Annotated in this window: 14 protein-coding genes; 2 read left to right on the forward strand and 12 right to left on the reverse strand. The window is 37.4% G+C overall.

The window, feature by feature from the left end:
- Positions 1-22: 22 nt before the first annotated feature.
- Positions 23-2,197, reverse strand: a complete 2,175-nt coding sequence (locus tag C4S38_RS04515; protein ID WP_103982725.1) for a glycoside hydrolase family 97 protein — start codon at positions 2,195-2,197, stop codon at positions 23-25.
- 196 nt (positions 2,198-2,393) lie between these two features.
- Positions 2,394-4,244: a glycoside hydrolase family 13 protein gene (locus C4S38_RS04520; protein ID WP_103982726.1), complete on the reverse strand. Its 1,851-nt coding sequence runs from the start codon at positions 4,242-4,244 to the stop codon at positions 2,394-2,396.
- A 251-nt stretch (positions 4,245-4,495) separates the two neighbouring features.
- On the opposite strand from C4S38_RS04520, the gene C4S38_RS04525 reads away from it, so the two are divergent.
- The gene (locus tag C4S38_RS04525; protein ID WP_103982727.1) at positions 4,496-6,091 is read left to right on the forward strand and encodes a DUF6377 domain-containing protein; all 1,596 of its coding nucleotides are present in this window, start codon (positions 4,496-4,498) and stop codon (positions 6,089-6,091) included.
- A gap of 401 nt (positions 6,092-6,492) precedes the next feature.
- Here C4S38_RS04525 and C4S38_RS04535 read toward each other — a convergent pair whose 3' ends face one another.
- The 6 genes from C4S38_RS04535 to C4S38_RS04560 form a co-directional block, all read right to left on the reverse strand.
- Entirely contained in the window at positions 6,493-8,415 is a 1,923-nt protein-coding gene (locus C4S38_RS04535; protein ID WP_103982729.1) for a hypothetical protein, read from the reverse strand.
- A 150-nt stretch (positions 8,416-8,565) separates the two neighbouring features.
- Positions 8,566-9,648 carry a 6-bladed beta-propeller gene (locus C4S38_RS04540; RefSeq protein WP_103982730.1) on the reverse strand — a complete coding sequence of 361 codons (1,083 nt, stop codon included), beginning with the start codon at positions 9,646-9,648 and terminating at the stop codon, positions 8,566-8,568.
- On the reverse strand, positions 9,645-11,003 hold the full coding sequence (locus C4S38_RS04545; RefSeq protein WP_234999288.1) for a 6-bladed beta-propeller: 1,359 nt from the start codon (positions 11,001-11,003) through the stop codon (positions 9,645-9,647). The genes C4S38_RS04540 and C4S38_RS04545 overlap by 4 nt, the downstream gene beginning before the upstream one ends.
- An 84-nt stretch (positions 11,004-11,087) precedes the next feature.
- Positions 11,088-12,092: a hypothetical protein gene (locus C4S38_RS04550; protein WP_103982731.1), complete on the reverse strand. Its 1,005-nt coding sequence runs from the start codon at positions 12,090-12,092 to the stop codon at positions 11,088-11,090.
- A 168-nt stretch (positions 12,093-12,260) separates the two neighbouring features.
- Positions 12,261-12,503 carry an NVEALA domain-containing protein gene (locus C4S38_RS04555; RefSeq protein WP_103982732.1) on the reverse strand — a complete coding sequence of 81 codons (243 nt, stop codon included), beginning with the start codon at positions 12,501-12,503 and terminating at the stop codon, positions 12,261-12,263.
- A 340-nt stretch (positions 12,504-12,843) separates the two neighbouring features.
- Positions 12,844-13,080: an NVEALA domain-containing protein gene (locus tag C4S38_RS04560; RefSeq protein WP_103982733.1), complete on the reverse strand. Its 237-nt coding sequence runs from the start codon at positions 13,078-13,080 to the stop codon at positions 12,844-12,846.
- 182 nt (positions 13,081-13,262) lie between these two features.
- On the opposite strand from C4S38_RS04560, the gene C4S38_RS04565 reads away from it, so the two are divergent.
- On the forward strand, positions 13,263-14,318 hold the full coding sequence (locus tag C4S38_RS04565) for a winged helix-turn-helix domain-containing protein (RefSeq protein WP_103982734.1): 1,056 nt from the start codon (positions 13,263-13,265) through the stop codon (positions 14,316-14,318).
- Positions 14,319-14,355: 37 nt separating this feature from the next.
- Here C4S38_RS04565 and nagB read toward each other — a convergent pair whose 3' ends face one another.
- The 4 genes from nagB to C4S38_RS04585 all read right to left on the reverse strand — a co-directional run bounded on the left by nagB (position 14,356) and on the right by C4S38_RS04585 (position 18,194).
- The gene (gene nagB, locus C4S38_RS04570; protein ID WP_103982735.1) at positions 14,356-15,168 is read right to left on the reverse strand and encodes a glucosamine-6-phosphate deaminase; all 813 of its coding nucleotides are present in this window, start codon (positions 15,166-15,168) and stop codon (positions 14,356-14,358) included.
- 22 nt (positions 15,169-15,190) lie between these two features.
- Entirely contained in the window at positions 15,191-16,384 is a 1,194-nt protein-coding gene (locus C4S38_RS04575; protein ID WP_099464435.1) for an FprA family A-type flavoprotein, read from the reverse strand.
- Between the two features lie 86 nt (positions 16,385-16,470).
- Positions 16,471-17,295, reverse strand: coding sequence for a prolipoprotein diacylglyceryl transferase (gene lgt, locus C4S38_RS04580; RefSeq protein WP_103982736.1), 825 nt, complete (start codon positions 17,293-17,295; stop codon positions 16,471-16,473).
- Between the two features lie 2 nt (positions 17,296-17,297).
- The gene (locus C4S38_RS04585; RefSeq protein ID WP_099464437.1) at positions 17,298-18,194 is read right to left on the reverse strand and encodes a diaminopimelate dehydrogenase; all 897 of its coding nucleotides are present in this window, start codon (positions 18,192-18,194) and stop codon (positions 17,298-17,300) included.
- Between the last annotated feature and the right edge of the window lie 124 nt (positions 18,195-18,318).

Below are 18,318 nucleotides of genomic sequence, written 5' to 3' on the forward strand. Positions count from 1 at the left end.
ACATATTATTTCAGATCTCCGATTATAATTTTTTCAGTCCTTTTGCTTCAGCTTTACTTTTAGCTTCTTTAATACTGATGGCAAAACCTCCTCCACTGGCAGCACGTAAAGAGAGTTTACTCTTATCTGTCAGCACGCCTTTCGTGATAGTATAAGCCTGCGGATTGTTTTTCCAGTCTGCATTTTTTGCATCGGCATAAACAGTTGCAACATACTGTTTGCCCGGGTCCAGAAAATCAAAAGAGAGTTTAGATGTATGTCCGTTTTCCCCTGCGGTACATCCCACATACCAGTCGTTTGTATTTTTTGCTTTACGGGCAATGGTAATATAATCACCCGGTTCGGCTTCCAGATATTTCGTCTCATCCCAATCAATAGCAACATCCTTAATAAACTGGAAAGCATCCATAAAGCGTTCATAGTTTTCAGGGATATCAGCAGCCATCTGTAAAGGACTATACATTGTTACATAAAGCGCCAACTGACGAACTAATGTAGAACGTACCTGTGAATTATTGTCTGGGTTCATCTTATTACAATGTGTTTCAAAGATACCGGGAGTATAGTCCATCGGCCCTCCGATCAAGCGGGTAAACGGCAAAATCGTTGTATGATTTACATTGTTTCCGCCAAACGATTCGTATTCCGTTCCACGAGCCGACTCATTACCGATCAAGTTGGGATAAGTACGGCAGAGCCCTGTCGGCCGGGTTGCTTCATGTGCGTTGACCATTATTTTATAATCGGCAGCTTTCTTCACTGCATACAAGTAATGGTTGTTCATCCATTGTCCGTAATGATGTTCGCCACGTGGGATGATATTTCCTACATAACCACTTTTTACGGAATTATACCCGTTATCTACCATAAATTGATAAGCCTTATCCATGTGGCGTTCGTAATTACGAACAGAAGCGGAAGTCTCGTGGTGCATCATCATCTTAACACCTTTGGAAGCCGCATAGCGATGTATTTCCTTTACATCAAAATCAGGATAAGGGGTTACGAAATCAAAAACATAATCTTTACTTTTAGCGAACCAATCTTCCCAACCTTCATTCCAACCTTCAACCAATACAGCATCGAATCCATTAGCTGCTGCAAAATCTATATACCGTTTTACGTTGGCAGTGTTAGCAGAATGCTTACCATTCGGTTTTGTTTTGGAATAATCTGTTTGCCCCAATTTGACACTGGAAAGTTCGTCTGTGTAAGCCCAGGTTCCTTTGCCTGTAATCATATCCCACCAGACGCCAATGTATTTCACCGGCCTGATCCAAGATACATCCGTCAGCTTGCAAGGTTCATTCAAGTTTAGTGTGATACGAGAAGCCAAAATAGTACGAGCATCATTACTTACTATAATTGTACGCCAGGGAGAAGTACACGGAGTTTGCAGGTATCCCTTGTTACCCTGTGCGTCCGGTGTCAAATGAGATTCGAATATCAGGTTCTTGTCGTCCAGAGTCAAATTCATACACGAATAATCAACCAAAGCTGCTTCATGCAAATTGATATAAAGTCCATCGCTGGTTTTCAGCATAAGAGCCGTTTGCACACTAGCTGGCCAAATAGGAGTCTGCGAAGTATTAAAAGTAACAGCTTTTTGCATCAATCCAGGTATTTCAGACAAAAGGGATGTAGTGTAATCATATTCCTGTGTATCATAATCACCCGGAATCCAAAACGCCGTATGGTCACCTGCCATAGCAAACTGTGTATGTTCTTCCTTAACTACAAAGTAATTAAGATTTTTTTGCAGAGGAAACTCATAGCGGAATCCCAAACCATCATTGAATAAACGGAAACGGACAATCATGCACCGATCATTTACTGGTTGATCCAGTGTAATCGCCATCTCATTATAATGGTTGCGGATTTCTTTTTCTTCCCCCCAGACTGGTTTCCAGGTTTCATCAAAAGTGGAGTTTTGGATGTCCTTTATTTCAAAAGCATTCATCATATTAGTTTTGGCAACAGACTTATCACCATCCTGTTCCGTCAGTTCCAACCCTAATTTACTTTGTTTGATAACTGGCTTTTGTTTGTAAACCAATTCATAGACCGGACAGCCTTCTTTATTCAATTGGAAAGTCATTTCCAAATTACCATCCGGCGAAATCAACTTCTGTTGTGCACCTGCTATAAACGAAATACACAAGAACACAGAAAGAGAAAGATTCTTTTTTATTTTCATAATTTTTTATTGTATTAAACTAATTAGCCAACAACTACTAATCTTTTTTCTCTCTAATTTTATAAATGTAATTGCTTAATTATTTATTACTAGAGACAAGAATAAAAATATAAATGGGCCATCATCACATCTTGCTATTTAACAATCAATTATATCAAATCAAGATTTCAATAAATATAAGTTTCTATGAAATAATTTAGAACTCCAAAACCAATACGCCCCGGTTTTCCATATCTAATTCTTCTCCTAATTCCACTTTTCTTCCGCTAATAATATCGGTTGCAGATGTCCTTGGCAATATTTCACGATAAGGAGCAAGGCCAATGGTCTGCTTACGGTCGTTACCATTCAGAAATACAACCACCGATTTATCTCCAAATTTCCGTTCGTAAGCATATATACCTTTATTAGGAGCTATGTGCTTTAGAGAACCTTTAGTAATTGCTTCATTGCCTTTTCTCCATTGCAACAGTTTTTGCATATAAGCAAATGCAGTATTTTGAAGCAGGGTACGGCTTGCCGCATCAAAGTAGTTCTTCGAATCATCTTGCCAACCACCGGGATAATCACAGCGCAATAATCCATCTCCATTTGCTTTATCTGCTGCCATCAAAATCTCTGTTCCATAATAGATTTGAGGAATACCCCTTGTTGTCAGCAAGAAAGTAAGAGCCTGCCTGTACCGGTTAAGATTTCTGGTATCGTCTTCTTTCCGATAGAAACGAGAGGTATCGTGGTTATCCAGAAAGATCAGCAAATCCATCGGACTCGCATAGACAATATCCTGCGAAAGATATTCATACAGAAGAAACAGCCCACCGTTCCAATCGGTAGTCTCTTCATCAAAAGCCCTGTTCATCAGCGTCATCAAAGGAAAATCCATCACAGTGCGAAGCATTGAATTACGCGGAGCCGCCAGTTTACTGTTTTTTTGCCAATAAGAAACTAGAACGTTACTGCCAAGCCACGTTTCACCTACAATATTAAAATCGGGATATTCAAGGGTTACAGCTTCACACCAGCGAGACATCATATCAAAATCGGCATACGGATGCGTATCCTGGCGAATACCATTGATTCCTGCATATTCGATCCACCAGATACTACTTTGGATCAGATAAGTTGCAACATGGCGGTTACGCTGGTTCAAGTCTGGCATCACTTCCGTAAACCAACCGTCTATAGCCAGCTTTTTACTATAGTCGGATGCATACGGGTCAGACTGTGTTATTGTTTGAAACGAGGTTTGCGTATATTGTCCTTTATAGTTAAACCAATCTTCTGACGGCATATCTTTAAATAGGTAATTCTCACTGCCACAATGGTTAAAAATCATATCCATAACCACTTTCAATCCTTTAGCATGAGCTTTTTCCACCAATATACGAAACTCATCATTACTTCCTAAGCGACGGTCTACCTGATAATAATCGGTAATGGCATATCCGTGATATGAACCTTCTTTCATATCATTTTCTTGTATCGGATTGAGCCAAATTGCTGTAACACCCAAATTAGAAATATAGTCAAGATGTTTTTCGATACCATTCAGATCACCACCATGACGGGCAAATGGATTTTTACGGTCTACCGCTGACTCTAACATTCCCGGTACAATATCATTAGAAGGATTACCGTTGGCAAAACGATCCGGCATAATCAGATAAAGCACATCACTGCTATTAAAGCCTTTTATTTCTGCAGCTTTTGTTTTACGTTGCCTGATTTCATAAGGAACAACAATTTGTTTTTTATCCTGTTTCAGCGTAATATCAAAAGTTTGCGGAACCGCATCCGCCAAATCCATATAGAGAAGTAGATAATTAGGATTTTTCTGTTTAACAACTTCTTTCAGTATAATATCTTTTGAAGAAATACAGACATCGGCAGATGCTATATTATCTCCATACAATAACACTTGCAACTCTGGATTTTTCATCCCAGCCCACCAACAGGCTGGAGCTACTTTTTTAACAACTGTAGCAGATAGTGCCTGAAACAGTCCCATAAATAGTAAAGTAAAAATAAGTCTGGGCGTCTTTTTCATGTGTATATAGATTAAAATATTTAACAAAGAATTTATTTTGACAAAAATAGAAGGTTGACATGCATTTTTTGGGAATTAAAAAAAATATATAAATCAAAATAGCATTTATACATCTGGCATTCAATATAAAACAGTAAACAAAACCAATAAAAAATATAAACACAAATGAAAAAAAATATGTATAAAATATTTCATTTTAATTACATAAACCTATATATTTGTATAGTAGTGTTATTATAAACAAACGCCGTATGAAAAACTCAATCTATTACCTTATTTTTCTGTTCTGCTCATTTCCAATTTCAGTTTTTTCCATAGTGGATGAAAATGAACCGATTTTAAGATGTATGGACAGCGTTATTATCCATAAATCATCCTATCATATTCAAAAAGAAAAAGAGATTCAGGATTTAAAAGAACGTCTTTTCCGTTCTTCCGATAACATGGAAAAATACAATCTATACGGTACTTTATTCAATGCATACTTACATTATCAGGCAGACTCAGCTTTATGTTACGTAGAAAAAAAAGCAAATATATTGCCCTTTTTAAACCATCCCGAATTGGAAAATGAAATCATCATTAACAAAGCAGAAGTTATGGGAGTTATGGGAATGTACAACGAAGCTTTTGCACAATTAAACCAGATAAAACCATTACAGCTAGATACCACTCAGTTGATTTATTATTATCATACATCAAGAGCTTGTTACGGTTGGATGGCAGATTATACAACCAGTCAGCAAGAGAAAATAAAGTATTTACAAAAAACCGATTTATACCGGGATTCCATTATAGCCACAGTCAAGCCCGGTGTAGACAGGGATATTGTAAGAGCGGAGAAAATGATTATAAACGGAAATCCTGATTCCGCCATTATCGTATTGGAACGTGCATTGCATACAGCTTCCGACAATCGCCAAAAAGGATTTATATATTATACGCTGGCCGAAGCCTTTGAAGTAAAAAAAGATACGAAAAAAACAATTCAGTTTCTTGCACAAACAGCCATAATAGATTTACAGTCGTCCGTCAAAGAATATGCATCTTTGCAGAAACTGGCATTACAAGTATATGAACAAAATAATACCAGTCGCGCATACAAATACCTCACTTGTTCAATGGAAGATGCCGTAACATGCAACGCACGTTTAAGATTCATTGAAGTCACTAAATTTTTCCCTATTATTGACAAAGCCTACAAATTACAAGAAGAAAAAAAACGTGCCATATCACGTGCATTACTCATTTCTGTGAGTTTGTTATCACTTTTCCTGATTGCCGCCATTTTTTATCTATACCGTTGGATGAAAAAGCTGTCGGCCATGCGTCGGGACCTAAGTATTGCCAACAAACAAATGCGAACTGTTAATAAAGAATTAGAACAAACCGGAAAAATCAAAGAAATGTACATCGCCCGATATTTAGACCGTTGCGTTATTTATTTAGATAAGTTGGAATCTTACCGCCGTTCCCTAGCCAAACTGGCAATGGCATCAAAAATAGAAGACTTGTTTAAAGCCATCAAATCAGAACAGTTCCTGCGGGATGAACGTAAGGCTTTTTATATGGAGTTTGACAAGTCGTTTCTTGAATTATTCCCTCATTTCATATCGGCCTTTAATCAACTGCTGGAAAAAGACGCACATATATACCCTAAGTCAGGAGAATTGCTCACAACCGAACTTCGCATTTTTGCATTAATCCGCCTTGGTATAACCGATAGTAATCAAATCGCTCACTTTCTTGGTTACTCACTCGCCACCATCTATAATTACCGTAGTAAATTGCGTAACAAAGCTCTGAATAACAAAGAAACATTCGAACGTGATGTAATGAGATTATAAAAATTCAGGAAATAAACTATTATCATATATCTGTAAAATACCATCATTAAAAAAGTCCAAACAGGCTATGTAATCTCCAACTACAGCTATATCATAAAAAACATTTAAATTTTCTTTTGAAGATAATATTACAGCACCTTTTAACTTCCCCTGAGGCTGATACAAAATATATTGATCCCGCATTTGAGTACAGCCAATACAAATCAGAATAAATAGAAACACAATATTTTTTCTAAAAGAATCATAGTTTTACTTTCATACCTGAATAATGCTGTTCAATATAAGAATTATTATAACATTATTACTCTTACAGTTTCGAAATATTCGTATTATTTTAACTATTATAAATACACACAAAAAAGAGACTCCTTTTTAAGAGCTATAAACATTCTATATTTTACTTAAAGATAGAACTTTTGTTCCCCGTCTTTATAAATAAATAATTTTTCTTCTTGTCCCCGCGTTAAATCCCTTAACCAAAGAACAGCGTTTCGAGGAACATTATACAACAAATAATTCGTTTCCGCTATTTGTTTTCCCAATGAAGTCCAGCCTTTATCACCATTAAAAAAAAATAACTCATATTCATCTCCTATGCGGATAAAGTTGTCATCATTCCGGGGAATAAACATGAGTTTCTTTGCCGTGACCTCTTTTGAGAAATCGAGCAACAGCGAACTGCCTGTTTCCTCTGCCGTATAAAATGTCAGCGGGTCGTTGTCTTTTATGTTCTTAACCTCAGCGGGGAGCTTCTTATCCGGGAAGAGATAAGGCAACTCGTGCTCCATCTTATCGTCGGCATAAAACGCCAGCTCGGCAAACTCCAGTTTCTTGCCTGGAGAAGCCGTGCAGCGTACATACCTGAACTTCATGTCTGGAATCTGCACGACATTATAATTCGTCCGGATGGTATCCGTTATTTTATGAAGCAGGAGAGAAGGCTCAAACGCTGCATTCCTTGCACACACCATAGAGACATCGAGCACATTATCCAGATGAGCCGTTATCCGGGTTGCCAAAGGTGTTTTGCGAATGAGTCTGACGGTCTGCATCTGCGAAGTGTCCGGCGTATAATAATGCAAAGCGCGTCCGTTGAAGAAGAAAGGGTTGCCTGTGGTTTTCAGGCCCTCCTTCGTATATGTTGCCGAAAAATACAACAAACCGGTTCCCATATTCTTAAATACGGCTTTTCCCTTCTCTATAGGAGCAACCGCCTGCGGAACCCAACCTTTACGCCCAAAAGCACATAAATAAAGATTCTGTTCGCCTTCCATATGAGGAATTTCTATTGACAGCGTATTTTCTCCATAATATTCAGCCGTTACATCCTGAATCAAATTATTCTCTATAATCTTATGTAGTCCTCGGAATCCGATTCCTTTTGCAGAACTAGCAGATTGTTCTTCATAACACTGCCTGTATATTTTCCGTTTGGGGCGAATATCATCATCATTTCTTCCTCGTTTTATGCCTTTAATATCAAAATCAGTTGTAACTAATTGGCCGGTCGTATCCTTAACAGACACCCAATAATGAGTAAAAGACAAATCATAATAGAAATAAAGCATGTCTAGATTTGCAGGTATTCCTAATGAGCGTAAAACATAAATAGCAAAGTCGACAACTTCCTTACAACCACCCAACCGTTCTCGTAGTAAAAAAGAAGCTCGGTAACGAGGCAACTCAAAAGGCATCAACAGGTTATTAGGAAGCCATTCTTTCCCAAGAAAAGCAGAAAGTGCATTACTTGCCTCTATCACATCTGTGCCCTGGTACAAAGAATCCAGTACAGGCGAAAAACGTTCATAATACTCTTTCTTCCACGATGCCAATGGTTCATGCTCTATACGGTAAGGCAAAATCATTCGACAAAAATCATCGAATGAATAATATTTAGCCCAAGGACGTTCCTGCCAGACTTTGAAAGAAAAGTCTATGTTTTCAATCAGATAGTCGGCTTTAATAACCTGGCAATCGTATACTTTGCGCGCTTTTGACAATTTATTCTGTATCTCTACTATGCGATAGGCATCACCCTGGTCCAGCTTGTTTTCTCTAACTGTTTTTATTTTCAGCTGTTCCAACTCATCAGCATGCAGAATCTCCAGGCTATAGTGCTGCGGCATGTTTTCGATAAGGAAACGGGCAGCTTTCAACTTTAAAGTATCATCTTTATAGTGTGTCAACACCTTTTCTAACTCTATGTGATTATCACCTGCAAACTTCAACGCTGCTACCAAACGCTTGTCTTCTTCAGAAGAACAAGACAACAAACCCGCAATAATGATAAAAATGAAGTATCTGTATATATTACTAATTTGCATACTTTTCGAACCTTTCTTAATTATAATCACAGGTTAAAGATAAACAAAAATCGCTATTCCAAGAGTGCACCCATGTCGAGAATAATCTTATGTTCAATATCCAAAGTTTGTATATATTATCTAGAATATATTTTTCCGGAAGATATAATTCTAATTAAAGAATTCAAGGATATAAGGATTGTCTTCTGTTTGAGAATCAATCTTACTTCCTAACCTATTTATGAAACCTGTTGTATTATCTGAGATCTGATCAGGAGTTATATATAATAAAATGCTATCATCACTATCACCTGTTGTTATTGTTGAGAGAACAGAACCATAAGAAAATACGGTTGAAACAATTTGATCCTTAGTTACCTTTGTTATGTAATTTTCTCCATTCTGGGATGTTTGTATCCAGACTACATCATTTAACGACAAGATATTATTGATATAAGAGCCTTTGTTTGCTTCCATGATAAAATCTATTCCAAATCTGTTAAACAGATCCAATAATTGCTTCTCCGAAAGATAGGACTTTTCTTCTGTCAGGATGCACTTCCGGAAAGTCTCCGTTTGAGGATTAAATAGAACAAATGAGTTAGAAATACCTAGCTGAAAAAGATATTTATTCTTGTAAGCAACAAACTGAACGGGGCGAAACATGATAAATGGAATTTCTTTTTTGAGGTATTCCGAAATTATATTGCCATCCTTATCTGTCAGAGTGAGAATATTTTCATTTTGTCCGGTAATCAAAAGAATGTGAGAGTTCTCAAGCCTTCTGAACTTGTGAATGATAAACGGATAAGCTATTTTATATTTGAATGTAAAGTCAGAAGCATCATATACTTTCAGGCTTGTATTATCGGAAACCCAAACTTCCATTTGTCCATCTATCTCATAAACATCAAAATCTTCTATATGATGATATTCTTCCGGGCCTTGCCCCATTTTATTTAATGAAGAAACAAATTTTCCTTGCTCATTAAAATGAAATATCGACTGACCATTGGAGGACAATATATAATAGTGTCGATTCAGTTTTTTTATTTTGTCTATTTGTCCAATGAGGCAATCAGCTTTTGTTTCCAACGGTGTGACGGAATACTTCTCGGTGAACAGTGTTTCCCATTCAGGATGCATCTCTTTAGCCGTTGTAAACTGCCCTAACAAGACGCTCTGTTGTTGTTTATTGTTATCACATGAAATAAGCAAAAACGAAACGAACGCTAATAAGATAATTGTTTTCATAAGCTGTTTTTTATTTTAATTGAGAGCATTATCCAATTGCTTTTATTTTCGGACAAGAAGGGCAATAGCCTTTTGATATTCGGATACGTGCACTTGTTTTTTTGATAATGCTTTACCAGGTCTTTTTCTTTAATAATAAAATACAGGCATTGTCCATCTGATCCAATAAACGGATTATAAGTTGTTGGCAGATATCCGTCAAATAGGCTATTGAACAACTGCATCGTATTGTTTGCTAATTTTATAGTACAAAAATCATCTTGTTTCCCGGCAAGTTTAAAAAACAGTCTGCCGGATGCTTGATAGAAGCAATATTGACTGTATATGTACTTACGCTTTGTTATAATATCAGACATCTCTTTATCGGAAAAACCGCCGTCGGGATACATGTCTCTTGTTAGAAAATCTCCATGAAAATCGAGATAATAATATGGTTTTATCTCTTCCTTTTTAGCGTTGTATAAATAAATCGTGTCTGTACAATCCGGGAAAATAAACAGATTACTGTTATTTACATCGGGAGCAAACATATTCTGTGGAAAAAAAGGCCGTTTCTTCTTATTGATACTCTTTAGAAACACATTATGTATTGACTTAAAATCAGTCAAAGCAATGTGATGATTTTCTATATTATTGGGGCCTCCTCCATCATAGACCAGAAAATTCTGATTATCGGCAGCTACTAAATCCACAATCGGAAAAGGCAAACTAAATCTGCCTATCAATGTACCATCCAGCTTGAACTTATTCAGTATTTTTAGTCGACTGACAACCCATAGTTGTTGCAGACTTGGAACTATCGCCAATGAGCTCACTAAAAGGGCATCCGAAAATGTAATTTCTTTTACAAACTCTCCTGTATTTTTATAAATAACGACTTTATTTCCAGCTATGGTCCTAACCATTAAGTAAAGGTAATCGTTGTATCGAGCCATTTTGATACAACTATCAAAAGAAGACCTATTTCCCGATTTTAAACAGATACAGGAAATATCGTCAACCAGACTATTAAAATCAGACACTTTTGCTTCTTTTATATCAATCCTGATTATATCTTCATTCAAACAAGACGAACTTCCTTTTGAATACAGAGGAGGACATATTACAAGCAAAATGATTAGTATAGCTGTTTTCATAATCGATGGATAGTCATTGAGAATATTGAGCTGAGAAATGCCTCCGATCAGGACATCCTTAATTACTATCTCTTTTACTTTCTGCCGGGCATCAATGACATTGTCACGCTTGCCCTGATATTTTTCTGTTACACAGCCTTGCTTGCAACCGGAACAAAGTAACAGAAGCATAGAGCAACTTACCTGAAAAAGTAAAATAAAGTTATCGCATTTTCTCATTTAGAACAGATTTAATACTGCAATGTATGAATTATTATTACATAGCCTTCTCTTTTATCTTCTTTAAATTCATATTCAGCGCAATTACAACTCGCAGGTTATAAGTACAAAATCAGGATTAAGGCCAATCGCATAGAGTTGGTTGTTTTGAGGAGAGGCTGCCAAACGCAGGATGGGCATACCCAGATCCAGAATCTTAACCAAATTGAGGTCGTAGTCATATAAGAATACGGTATGGGGAAGCTTTGTAAAATCGCGCCCTACGGTCTGCTCATCCGTTTGATCCACCTTTCTATCCCGTTCCAATGTTACAATGTAATCGGAAGTCAAAGCCAAATCGCCGGCTCCCCTCTCCTTCTTATTATAAGATAGTTTCCCCTGCGACACTGAACATTCATCGGTAGCCAACAACTCTTTATACAAATCAAATCTGTTCTTCTTTTTCTGATATACTGCGACATAAGGGAACATAAATGTTGTATATACCAAGCATTCCCTTTTAGGGTGATACATAACCTGGCCTTGAAAACAAGCATAAGAATCATCTACCTCTTCCAGAAAAGGGAGCTTCCCGAAAGCGTCGTTTTGTCCTTTAGATACAAAAGTAAAAGGTTGCTTTTGTGCCGGATTAAAATAAATGAACTGTTGTTCATTCAGCGGAATGATGCTTGTGATATTTTTTAAAGATTGCGTTGTGGCCTTTAATATACCCGGTTTGTTTTGCACAACGCTATCAAGAGAGAAAACAATTTGTTTATCCGCATTTAGATCATATACGTAAAGACAGTTATCCGGATAACTCATTAGTTGAGGTGTAGAAAACTCGTACGGGCCTCCCCCTACAGAAACAAATTGTTTAATATCATCCCCATTAACCGGATCCAATACGTGTACTACGTTCTCTGCATTAAACGGGTCTGTCCATAAGATAAAGTTTTCAGTTCGTATCAACTGCCCGGGCATTGCAGATTCAAGATCCCGGCTTACAATATCTACTGCTATTGTGCTTCGTTCTATCTCTGTTGTTTTATTTTTTGAACATGCGGTTAAAAGTATAAACACAAGAAGCAAGGCTTTATATATTTTCATTTTGTTTTTAGTTTTAATAGGGTGATTTGAAATAGCTTTTCAGAACCACCCTTTTATTAATTTACATCATTACAGAGCAATTCGCTCTCTTCGTAAATATATATAACTAACACGTTGATATTTGCTAGATTTTAAATTAACCTTCACATCACTTCGCTGATTTACATATTATTGACGAATTGCATATGAATGGTTTTGACCATCTTTACCATAACAAGATGCAGAATACCAAACAGCAATACAACCTGTTGTTGCTGTAAAATCACCACTACTCTCTCCTGAAGCCAACGCTTCCACATTATCCAAAGTCATATCAGACAACGTTACATTACTCTTACTTGCATTTATATTCCAAGCTGCAGCAACAGCAACTATCACTACAATACTTATTCCTATTATTTTTTTTCTCATAACAGATTAATTTATATTTTATTTATTACTCATCGTCTCTAAATCTACTATTCTTCGAAAGAGAGAGTTATATATTTCTCCAATTCTTCATTACTTTCGTTCCATCACCTCCTTTCTATTTTTGGTAGAGACAATCGGGGAAGTTTGCTTTAGCGTTCACAAATCTGCAGGCATTCTTCCCTTTTTCTCATTATAGAGCCTGTCCCCTTATTTTCAACTGTGTCGGTTGTTCCGTATTACATTTTATCATAATGGTTTCGTCGAACATGCCGAACGCTTTAGGTGGCATATCAGCAAGTAAACTTATTCCTAAAATAACCAATAAACTATCTTTTGAATTTTACTCGTAATCCAAACTAAAATAGTCAATCCTTTCAACTTTAAATCCATAACAATCCAAAGAACCGGTTCCTAAACAATATGCCGTACCTCCACCTTCTCCTGCTGCCAGCGCTTCTACATTATTTACAGTAATATCTTTAATTACTCTATACTTTTGAATAAAAATATAGGAGATTAAAATAAAACCAATAATACTCGCAGTTAACAATGTGTGTTTTACAATATTCGTTCTCATATCAAAATTAGATTTATTGTATAAATAAACAAACTCCCTTTTATAATAGCAAAAAATATCAAAAACATATAAATGACAAATACCAAAAACCTTTTTAACAATATGTCATTTTCTTGTCATTATATTTGTATCTCTTTGATTAAAAATTATTTATATTTACATTATAATTAATTTATATTTCTATGAAAATTCCAAACAAGACTAACATTCAATATATTGCAATCATTATTTGTATAAGTTTAATTGGTGGATTTTTAACTTGCATGAATTACTCTATAGACAAAAAGCACATTCTAGGCAATACAAACCGGTTATTCAATAAAGCAATTCACCTAGACAAAGATATAAGAGAAAATGAAACACCTTTTTTTGGGATTTCCATTCCTATTGCTAAAGACTCCACTCCTTCAGGTTTGACACAGAAGGTTTGGAATAAACATGCATCACATGTCATTACGCGCACGAATGACAATACTATTCTAACCCAAAAGACAGAAGATTCAGGGTCGATAACAAAAAATGAAAAAAAATATCTTTGTGAACAAATGTACTTAGTTAAGAAAAACCCTATTGATCCTGCCCGTTTAGACAGTATTTTTGCAGAAGAACTACATCAAAATCATATTTTAGCTCAAACAGCAGTCATTTATGAATGCGATGGCATTAAGCATTATAGCAATGCAGACTCTTCATTCTATGCTTCTGCTTACAAACTGGACGATATTGTACTTGAACTGGATCATAAAATTAGACTTCAAGGCTATATAAAGCTACCATTCACACACATAATACAACAATCCCGTTCGCTTTATTTCCTGACAATTTTAATATGGTTATTATTAACAGGTGGAGCTACCTGGTTATTACTAAAAAAGAAAAAAGAAGAAGTTCCGGCTATTATTATTCCGAAAGGCTATATTGCAATTTCGGAGAAACTACTTTTCAACGAAAAAGAAGGTATTTTAAAATACTTGGATAGAAAAGATGTTGTATTATCCGGCTATAAGCTAAAACTATTCATTTCTTTACTAAACGAAAACGGACATTTTATTCCTATAGAAACTATAAAAGATATAGTCTGGGCGGACGGAATGTCTACCAGGGTCGCACTTACTCAAACTGTTAAACGCTTGCGGGAAGACCTGAGGTTCATACCTGACCTAAAGATAGAAAACAGTAGGGAGAAAGGCTATCGGCTACAAATTAAAAATAAAACAAAAAAGGATGCCCGTAAATGAGCATCCTTCCATATCCAACTAATTTATTAGCAACTAATTATTTCAATAAAGAACAAGGACAAAGGTTGTCTTTTTCAATGTCTTTGAAATAGTTATAAGTACCTACTTTTATTTCGGCACAAGCAGCTTCGTCGGCTACAATAATGCCTTTAGGATGTAATTGTAAGGCTGTGATTGTCCACATCTGGTTTACAGAGCCTTCAACAGCTTGCTGCAAAGCGCGGGCTTTGTTGTGCCCGTTTACCATGATAAGCACTTCCTTTGCATCCAGCACTGTGCCTACGCCTACTGTTACAGAAGTCTTCGGAACCTTATTCACGTCGTTGTCGAAGAAACGGGAATTGGCAATAATCGTATCGGTTGTCAACGATTTGACACGTGTACGTGAAGCCAGGGAAGAACCCGGTTCGTTAAATGCGATATGTCCGTCCGGTCCGATACCGCCCAAGAATAAATCTATACCGCCAACAGCTTTCATCTTGGCTTCATAAGCTTCACATTCGGCTTCCAGATTGGCTGCATTACCATTCAGAATATTTACATTTTCAGGTTTGATGTCAATATGGCTGAAGAAGTTATTCCACATAAAAGAATGATAGCTTTCAGGGTGGTCTTTAGGCAAACCTACATATTCATCCATATTGAAAGTGATTACATTCTGAAATGAAATAACACCTTGTTTGTTCAATTCGATCAGGTTCTTATACATACCCAGCGGAGAAGATCCGGTAGGCAGGCCAAGTACAAATGGTTTTTCAGCTGTAGGATTTGCTTTCTTAATCTTTGCAGCAACATAATTAGCAGCCCACTTTGAGAGTTGCTCGTAATTAGGTTCGATAATCAGTCTCATAACGATGTATTTAAATCGGTTATTAAATAGTTTTCAGTTTAGATGCCATTGCTTCGCCTAAAGCAATGCAGCCGTTGTATTTATCGGCACTCAAAGCCTGTTTCTGCTCAACCGGAGCAGCTACTGTCTCCCATTTCATTTTTTCACCAAATGCAGTCAGTTTCTTCACCGCTGCACCCGCCCAGGTAAATGAGCCGAAATAAGCATAATAACGGTTCTTTACCTCACGCGCTTCTATCTTACTCAAGATCGATTCCACCTCAGGAAACAACTGGTTACAGTAAGTAGGACTTCCTATAATGACTCCTTTATACTTAAAGATATCTTTCAAAATATATGAAGCCGGGCTCTTGCTAACATTGTGCATTACTATATTACGAATTCCATTAGCCGCCAGCGAAGATGCTATTGCTTCAGCCATCTGTTCAGTATTACCATACATGCTGCCATAAACAATAACTACACCTTCTTCTCCTTCATAACGGCTCATACGGTCGTAAATATCGATTGCTTTCGCAATGTGTTCACGCCATACCGGACCATGAGTCGAGCAAATAGTTTTAATTTCCAAAGCCGAGAGCTTCTGTAAAGCTTTTTGTACCGGACTACCATATTTACCCACAATATTAGAATAATAGCGGATCATCTCGTCCCAGTAGTGCTCTACATTCATTTCAGAATCAATTACGCCACCATCCAAAGTGCCATATGTACCGAATGCGTCGGCAGAAAACAGAATCTTGTCCGTAGCATCATAAGTAACCATCACTTCAGGCCAGTGTACCATCGGAGCCATATAGAATGTCAGCTTATGGTGTCCCAGACTCAACGTATCGCCCTCTTTTACTTCGTGTAATCCTTCATTGATGCCATGGTAACCGTCAAGCATACCAAAAGTTTTACTGTTTCCTATGATCTTTACATTCGGATATTGCTGACGTAACAGGCGGATACTTCCGGCATGATCGGGTTCCATGTGATCTACAATCAGGTAGTCCAGTTCGCGTCCGTTTAAAGCATCAGCTATTTTTTTCAGAAAAATGTCGGAATAACATACATCTACCGTATCAATCAATACAGTCTTTTCGTCCACTATCAGATAGGAGTTATAAGAAACACCGTACGGTAAAGGCCACATATTCTCAAAGAGAGCCTTCTGACGGTCATTTACTCCAACATAATAAACTTTATCAGCTATTTCTTTTAACTTATACATCTTTTATCAGTTGACAAATTACAGTTGACAAGTGACAGATACGACAAGCGGTATTTTGCTGTCGATTGTGAATTATCAATTGTCAGTTAGTTTTGTTTATTCTTAGTAAGCGCCCTCCATACGAAGTAGCAACCGGCCAATACAAACGGAATGCTGAGCAATTGCCCCATATTCAGAATCATATCGGCTTCAAAATCTTCCTGGTTATTTTTCAGGAATTCTATAAAAAAACGTGAACCAAACACACATATCATGAAAACACCAAAGATAAGCCCTTCTTTCTTCCAAGCCTCTTTCTTAAAGTACAACCACATACAAATGCCAAAAGTAAGTAAATAACAAATAGCTTCATATAGTTGTGTAGGATGGCTCGGGACACTGAAGACCGGCTCGGCTCCCATTCTCCATGCATGCAGGTTTTCTATAAAACGGAATCCCCACGACGCATCCGTAGGATGTCCGTACACCTCGTGGTTCATCAGGTTTCCCAGACGTATCATAGCAGCAACCAAACCGGTGGGAACAACCAATTTATCGAACGTCCACAACATGCTTTTATGTGTCACACGTTTTGAATAAAAATAGATAGCAATAACTATACCCAACGTACCGCCATGACTTGCCAGACCGCCTTCCCAGACTTTTAATATTTCAATCGGATTGGCCAGATAATAACCCGGAGCATAAAATAAACAATGTCCTAAACGGGCACCGATCACTGTTCCCAATACAGTATAAATAAGCAACGAATCGATCCATGCAGGAGGCAACTTTTCATCCTTCCACATCCGGTTCACAATCGTATAACCTATCCAGAAACCAATAGCAAACGCAAGTCCGTACCAGCGTATTTCACGGGATCCAATAGAAAAAATGGCGGGATCAGCCGTCCAGGTAATAAAATCCAGCATAATTAAACGAGTCTTTTTATTAAGTCTTCTCTTTCGCCGTATAACATATCAATTACCGGCAATTCTATCATGGTATAAGCACCCGGCTTCTGTTTGAAGCTTGCACGAGCTACAGACACAAGGATTTGTGCTGTCAGTGCAGGATTATTAATTTTCATATCAAATTCGATCAACTGGTTCTGTGTTTTTCCGGAAACACCTTTACGAACCAGATTGACTCCGTGCCCCATATCCAGTAAATTGTCTACAGACTCTACCTGCATAACATGTGTTTCGTCATGGGCAAAATATTCGTCTGATTTAATGGCGGCAGCTACCTGCTTGAAATCATAACCGTCTTTTACCTCTATATATACCATACGACGATGAACACCGGTGCCCAAAGGTATAGTCATACTCAAAGCAGCTTTTACGCCATCAATTGCTTTTACAGCCACCGTATGTCCCATACTCATACCAGGGCCGAAATTGGTGTAAGTAATTCCTTTCGGAACCATAGCTTCCAACAGCGCACGAACCACAGAATCACTTCCCGGATCCCAGCCGGCTGAAATGACAGCTACCGTATTATGTGCCTTTGCCACTGCATCCAATGAACGGCGCAGGTCTGCAATCCCACCATGAATATCATAGCTATCCACCGTATTAATTCCAAGCGACAAAATTTCTTTGGCAAACTCTTCCACCTTACGTGTAGGAGTAGCTAATACGGCTACATCCACCTTATCTAACTTCGTAATGCTATCTACAACGGCATAAGCCTTCAATTCGTCAGGTATATCTTCGGGGTTACGACGTACAACACCTGCCACTTCAAAATCGGAAGCAGCTTCCAGGGCCTCTAATACATACTTTCCTATGTTGCCATATCCAACAATGGCGGCTCTAATCTTCTTCATACTTTGTTTTTACTTTTCAATCAGCTGCAAAGTTAATCATTATTAAGCACTAAAAGTAAGGCAAGATGTTGTTTTTGTTTAAAAAGGGAAGAGGCAACAATCCAACCATTAAAAAAAAGATCCC

Origin of the sequence: Parabacteroides chinchillae (genome assembly GCF_900108035.1) — a bacterium.
GTDB classification, from domain to species: domain Bacteria; phylum Bacteroidota; class Bacteroidia; order Bacteroidales; family Tannerellaceae; genus Parabacteroides; species Parabacteroides chinchillae.

Coding starts and splice junctions, on each gene's coding strand:
- C4S38_RS04520 (WP_103982726.1), bottom strand. CDS start 4,244: ATGAAAAAGACGCCCAGACTTATTTTTACTTTACTATTTATGGGACTG.
- lgt (WP_103982736.1), bottom strand. CDS start 17,295: ATGCTGGATTTTATTACCTGGACGGCTGATCCCGCCATTTTTTCTATT.
- nagB (WP_103982735.1), bottom strand. CDS start 15,168: ATGAGACTGATTATCGAACCTAATTACGAGCAACTCTCAAAGTGGGCT.
- C4S38_RS04535 (WP_103982729.1), bottom strand. CDS start 8,415: ATGCAAATTAGTAATATATACAGATACTTCATTTTTATCATTATTGCG.
- C4S38_RS04515 (WP_103982725.1), bottom strand. CDS start 2,197: ATGAAAATAAAAAAGAATCTTTCTCTTTCTGTGTTCTTGTGTATTTCG.
- C4S38_RS04560 (WP_103982733.1), bottom strand. CDS start 13,080: ATGAGAACGAATATTGTAAAACACACATTGTTAACTGCGAGTATTATT.
- C4S38_RS04575 (WP_099464435.1), bottom strand. CDS start 16,384: ATGTATAAGTTAAAAGAAATAGCTGATAAAGTTTATTATGTTGGAGTA.
- C4S38_RS04550 (WP_103982731.1), bottom strand. CDS start 12,092: ATGAAAATATATAAAGCCTTGCTTCTTGTGTTTATACTTTTAACCGCA.
- C4S38_RS04545 (WP_234999288.1), bottom strand. CDS start 11,003: ATGAGAAAATGCGATAACTTTATTTTACTTTTTCAGGTAAGTTGCTCT.
- C4S38_RS04565 (WP_103982734.1), top strand. CDS start 13,263: ATGAAAATTCCAAACAAGACTAACATTCAATATATTGCAATCATTATT.
- C4S38_RS04555 (WP_103982732.1), bottom strand. CDS start 12,503: ATGAGAAAAAAAATAATAGGAATAAGTATTGTAGTGATAGTTGCTGTT.
- C4S38_RS04525 (WP_103982727.1), top strand. CDS start 4,496: ATGAAAAACTCAATCTATTACCTTATTTTTCTGTTCTGCTCATTTCCA.
- C4S38_RS04540 (WP_103982730.1), bottom strand. CDS start 9,648: ATGAAAACAATTATCTTATTAGCGTTCGTTTCGTTTTTGCTTATTTCA.
- C4S38_RS04585 (WP_099464437.1), bottom strand. CDS start 18,194: ATGAAGAAGATTAGAGCCGCCATTGTTGGATATGGCAACATAGGAAAG.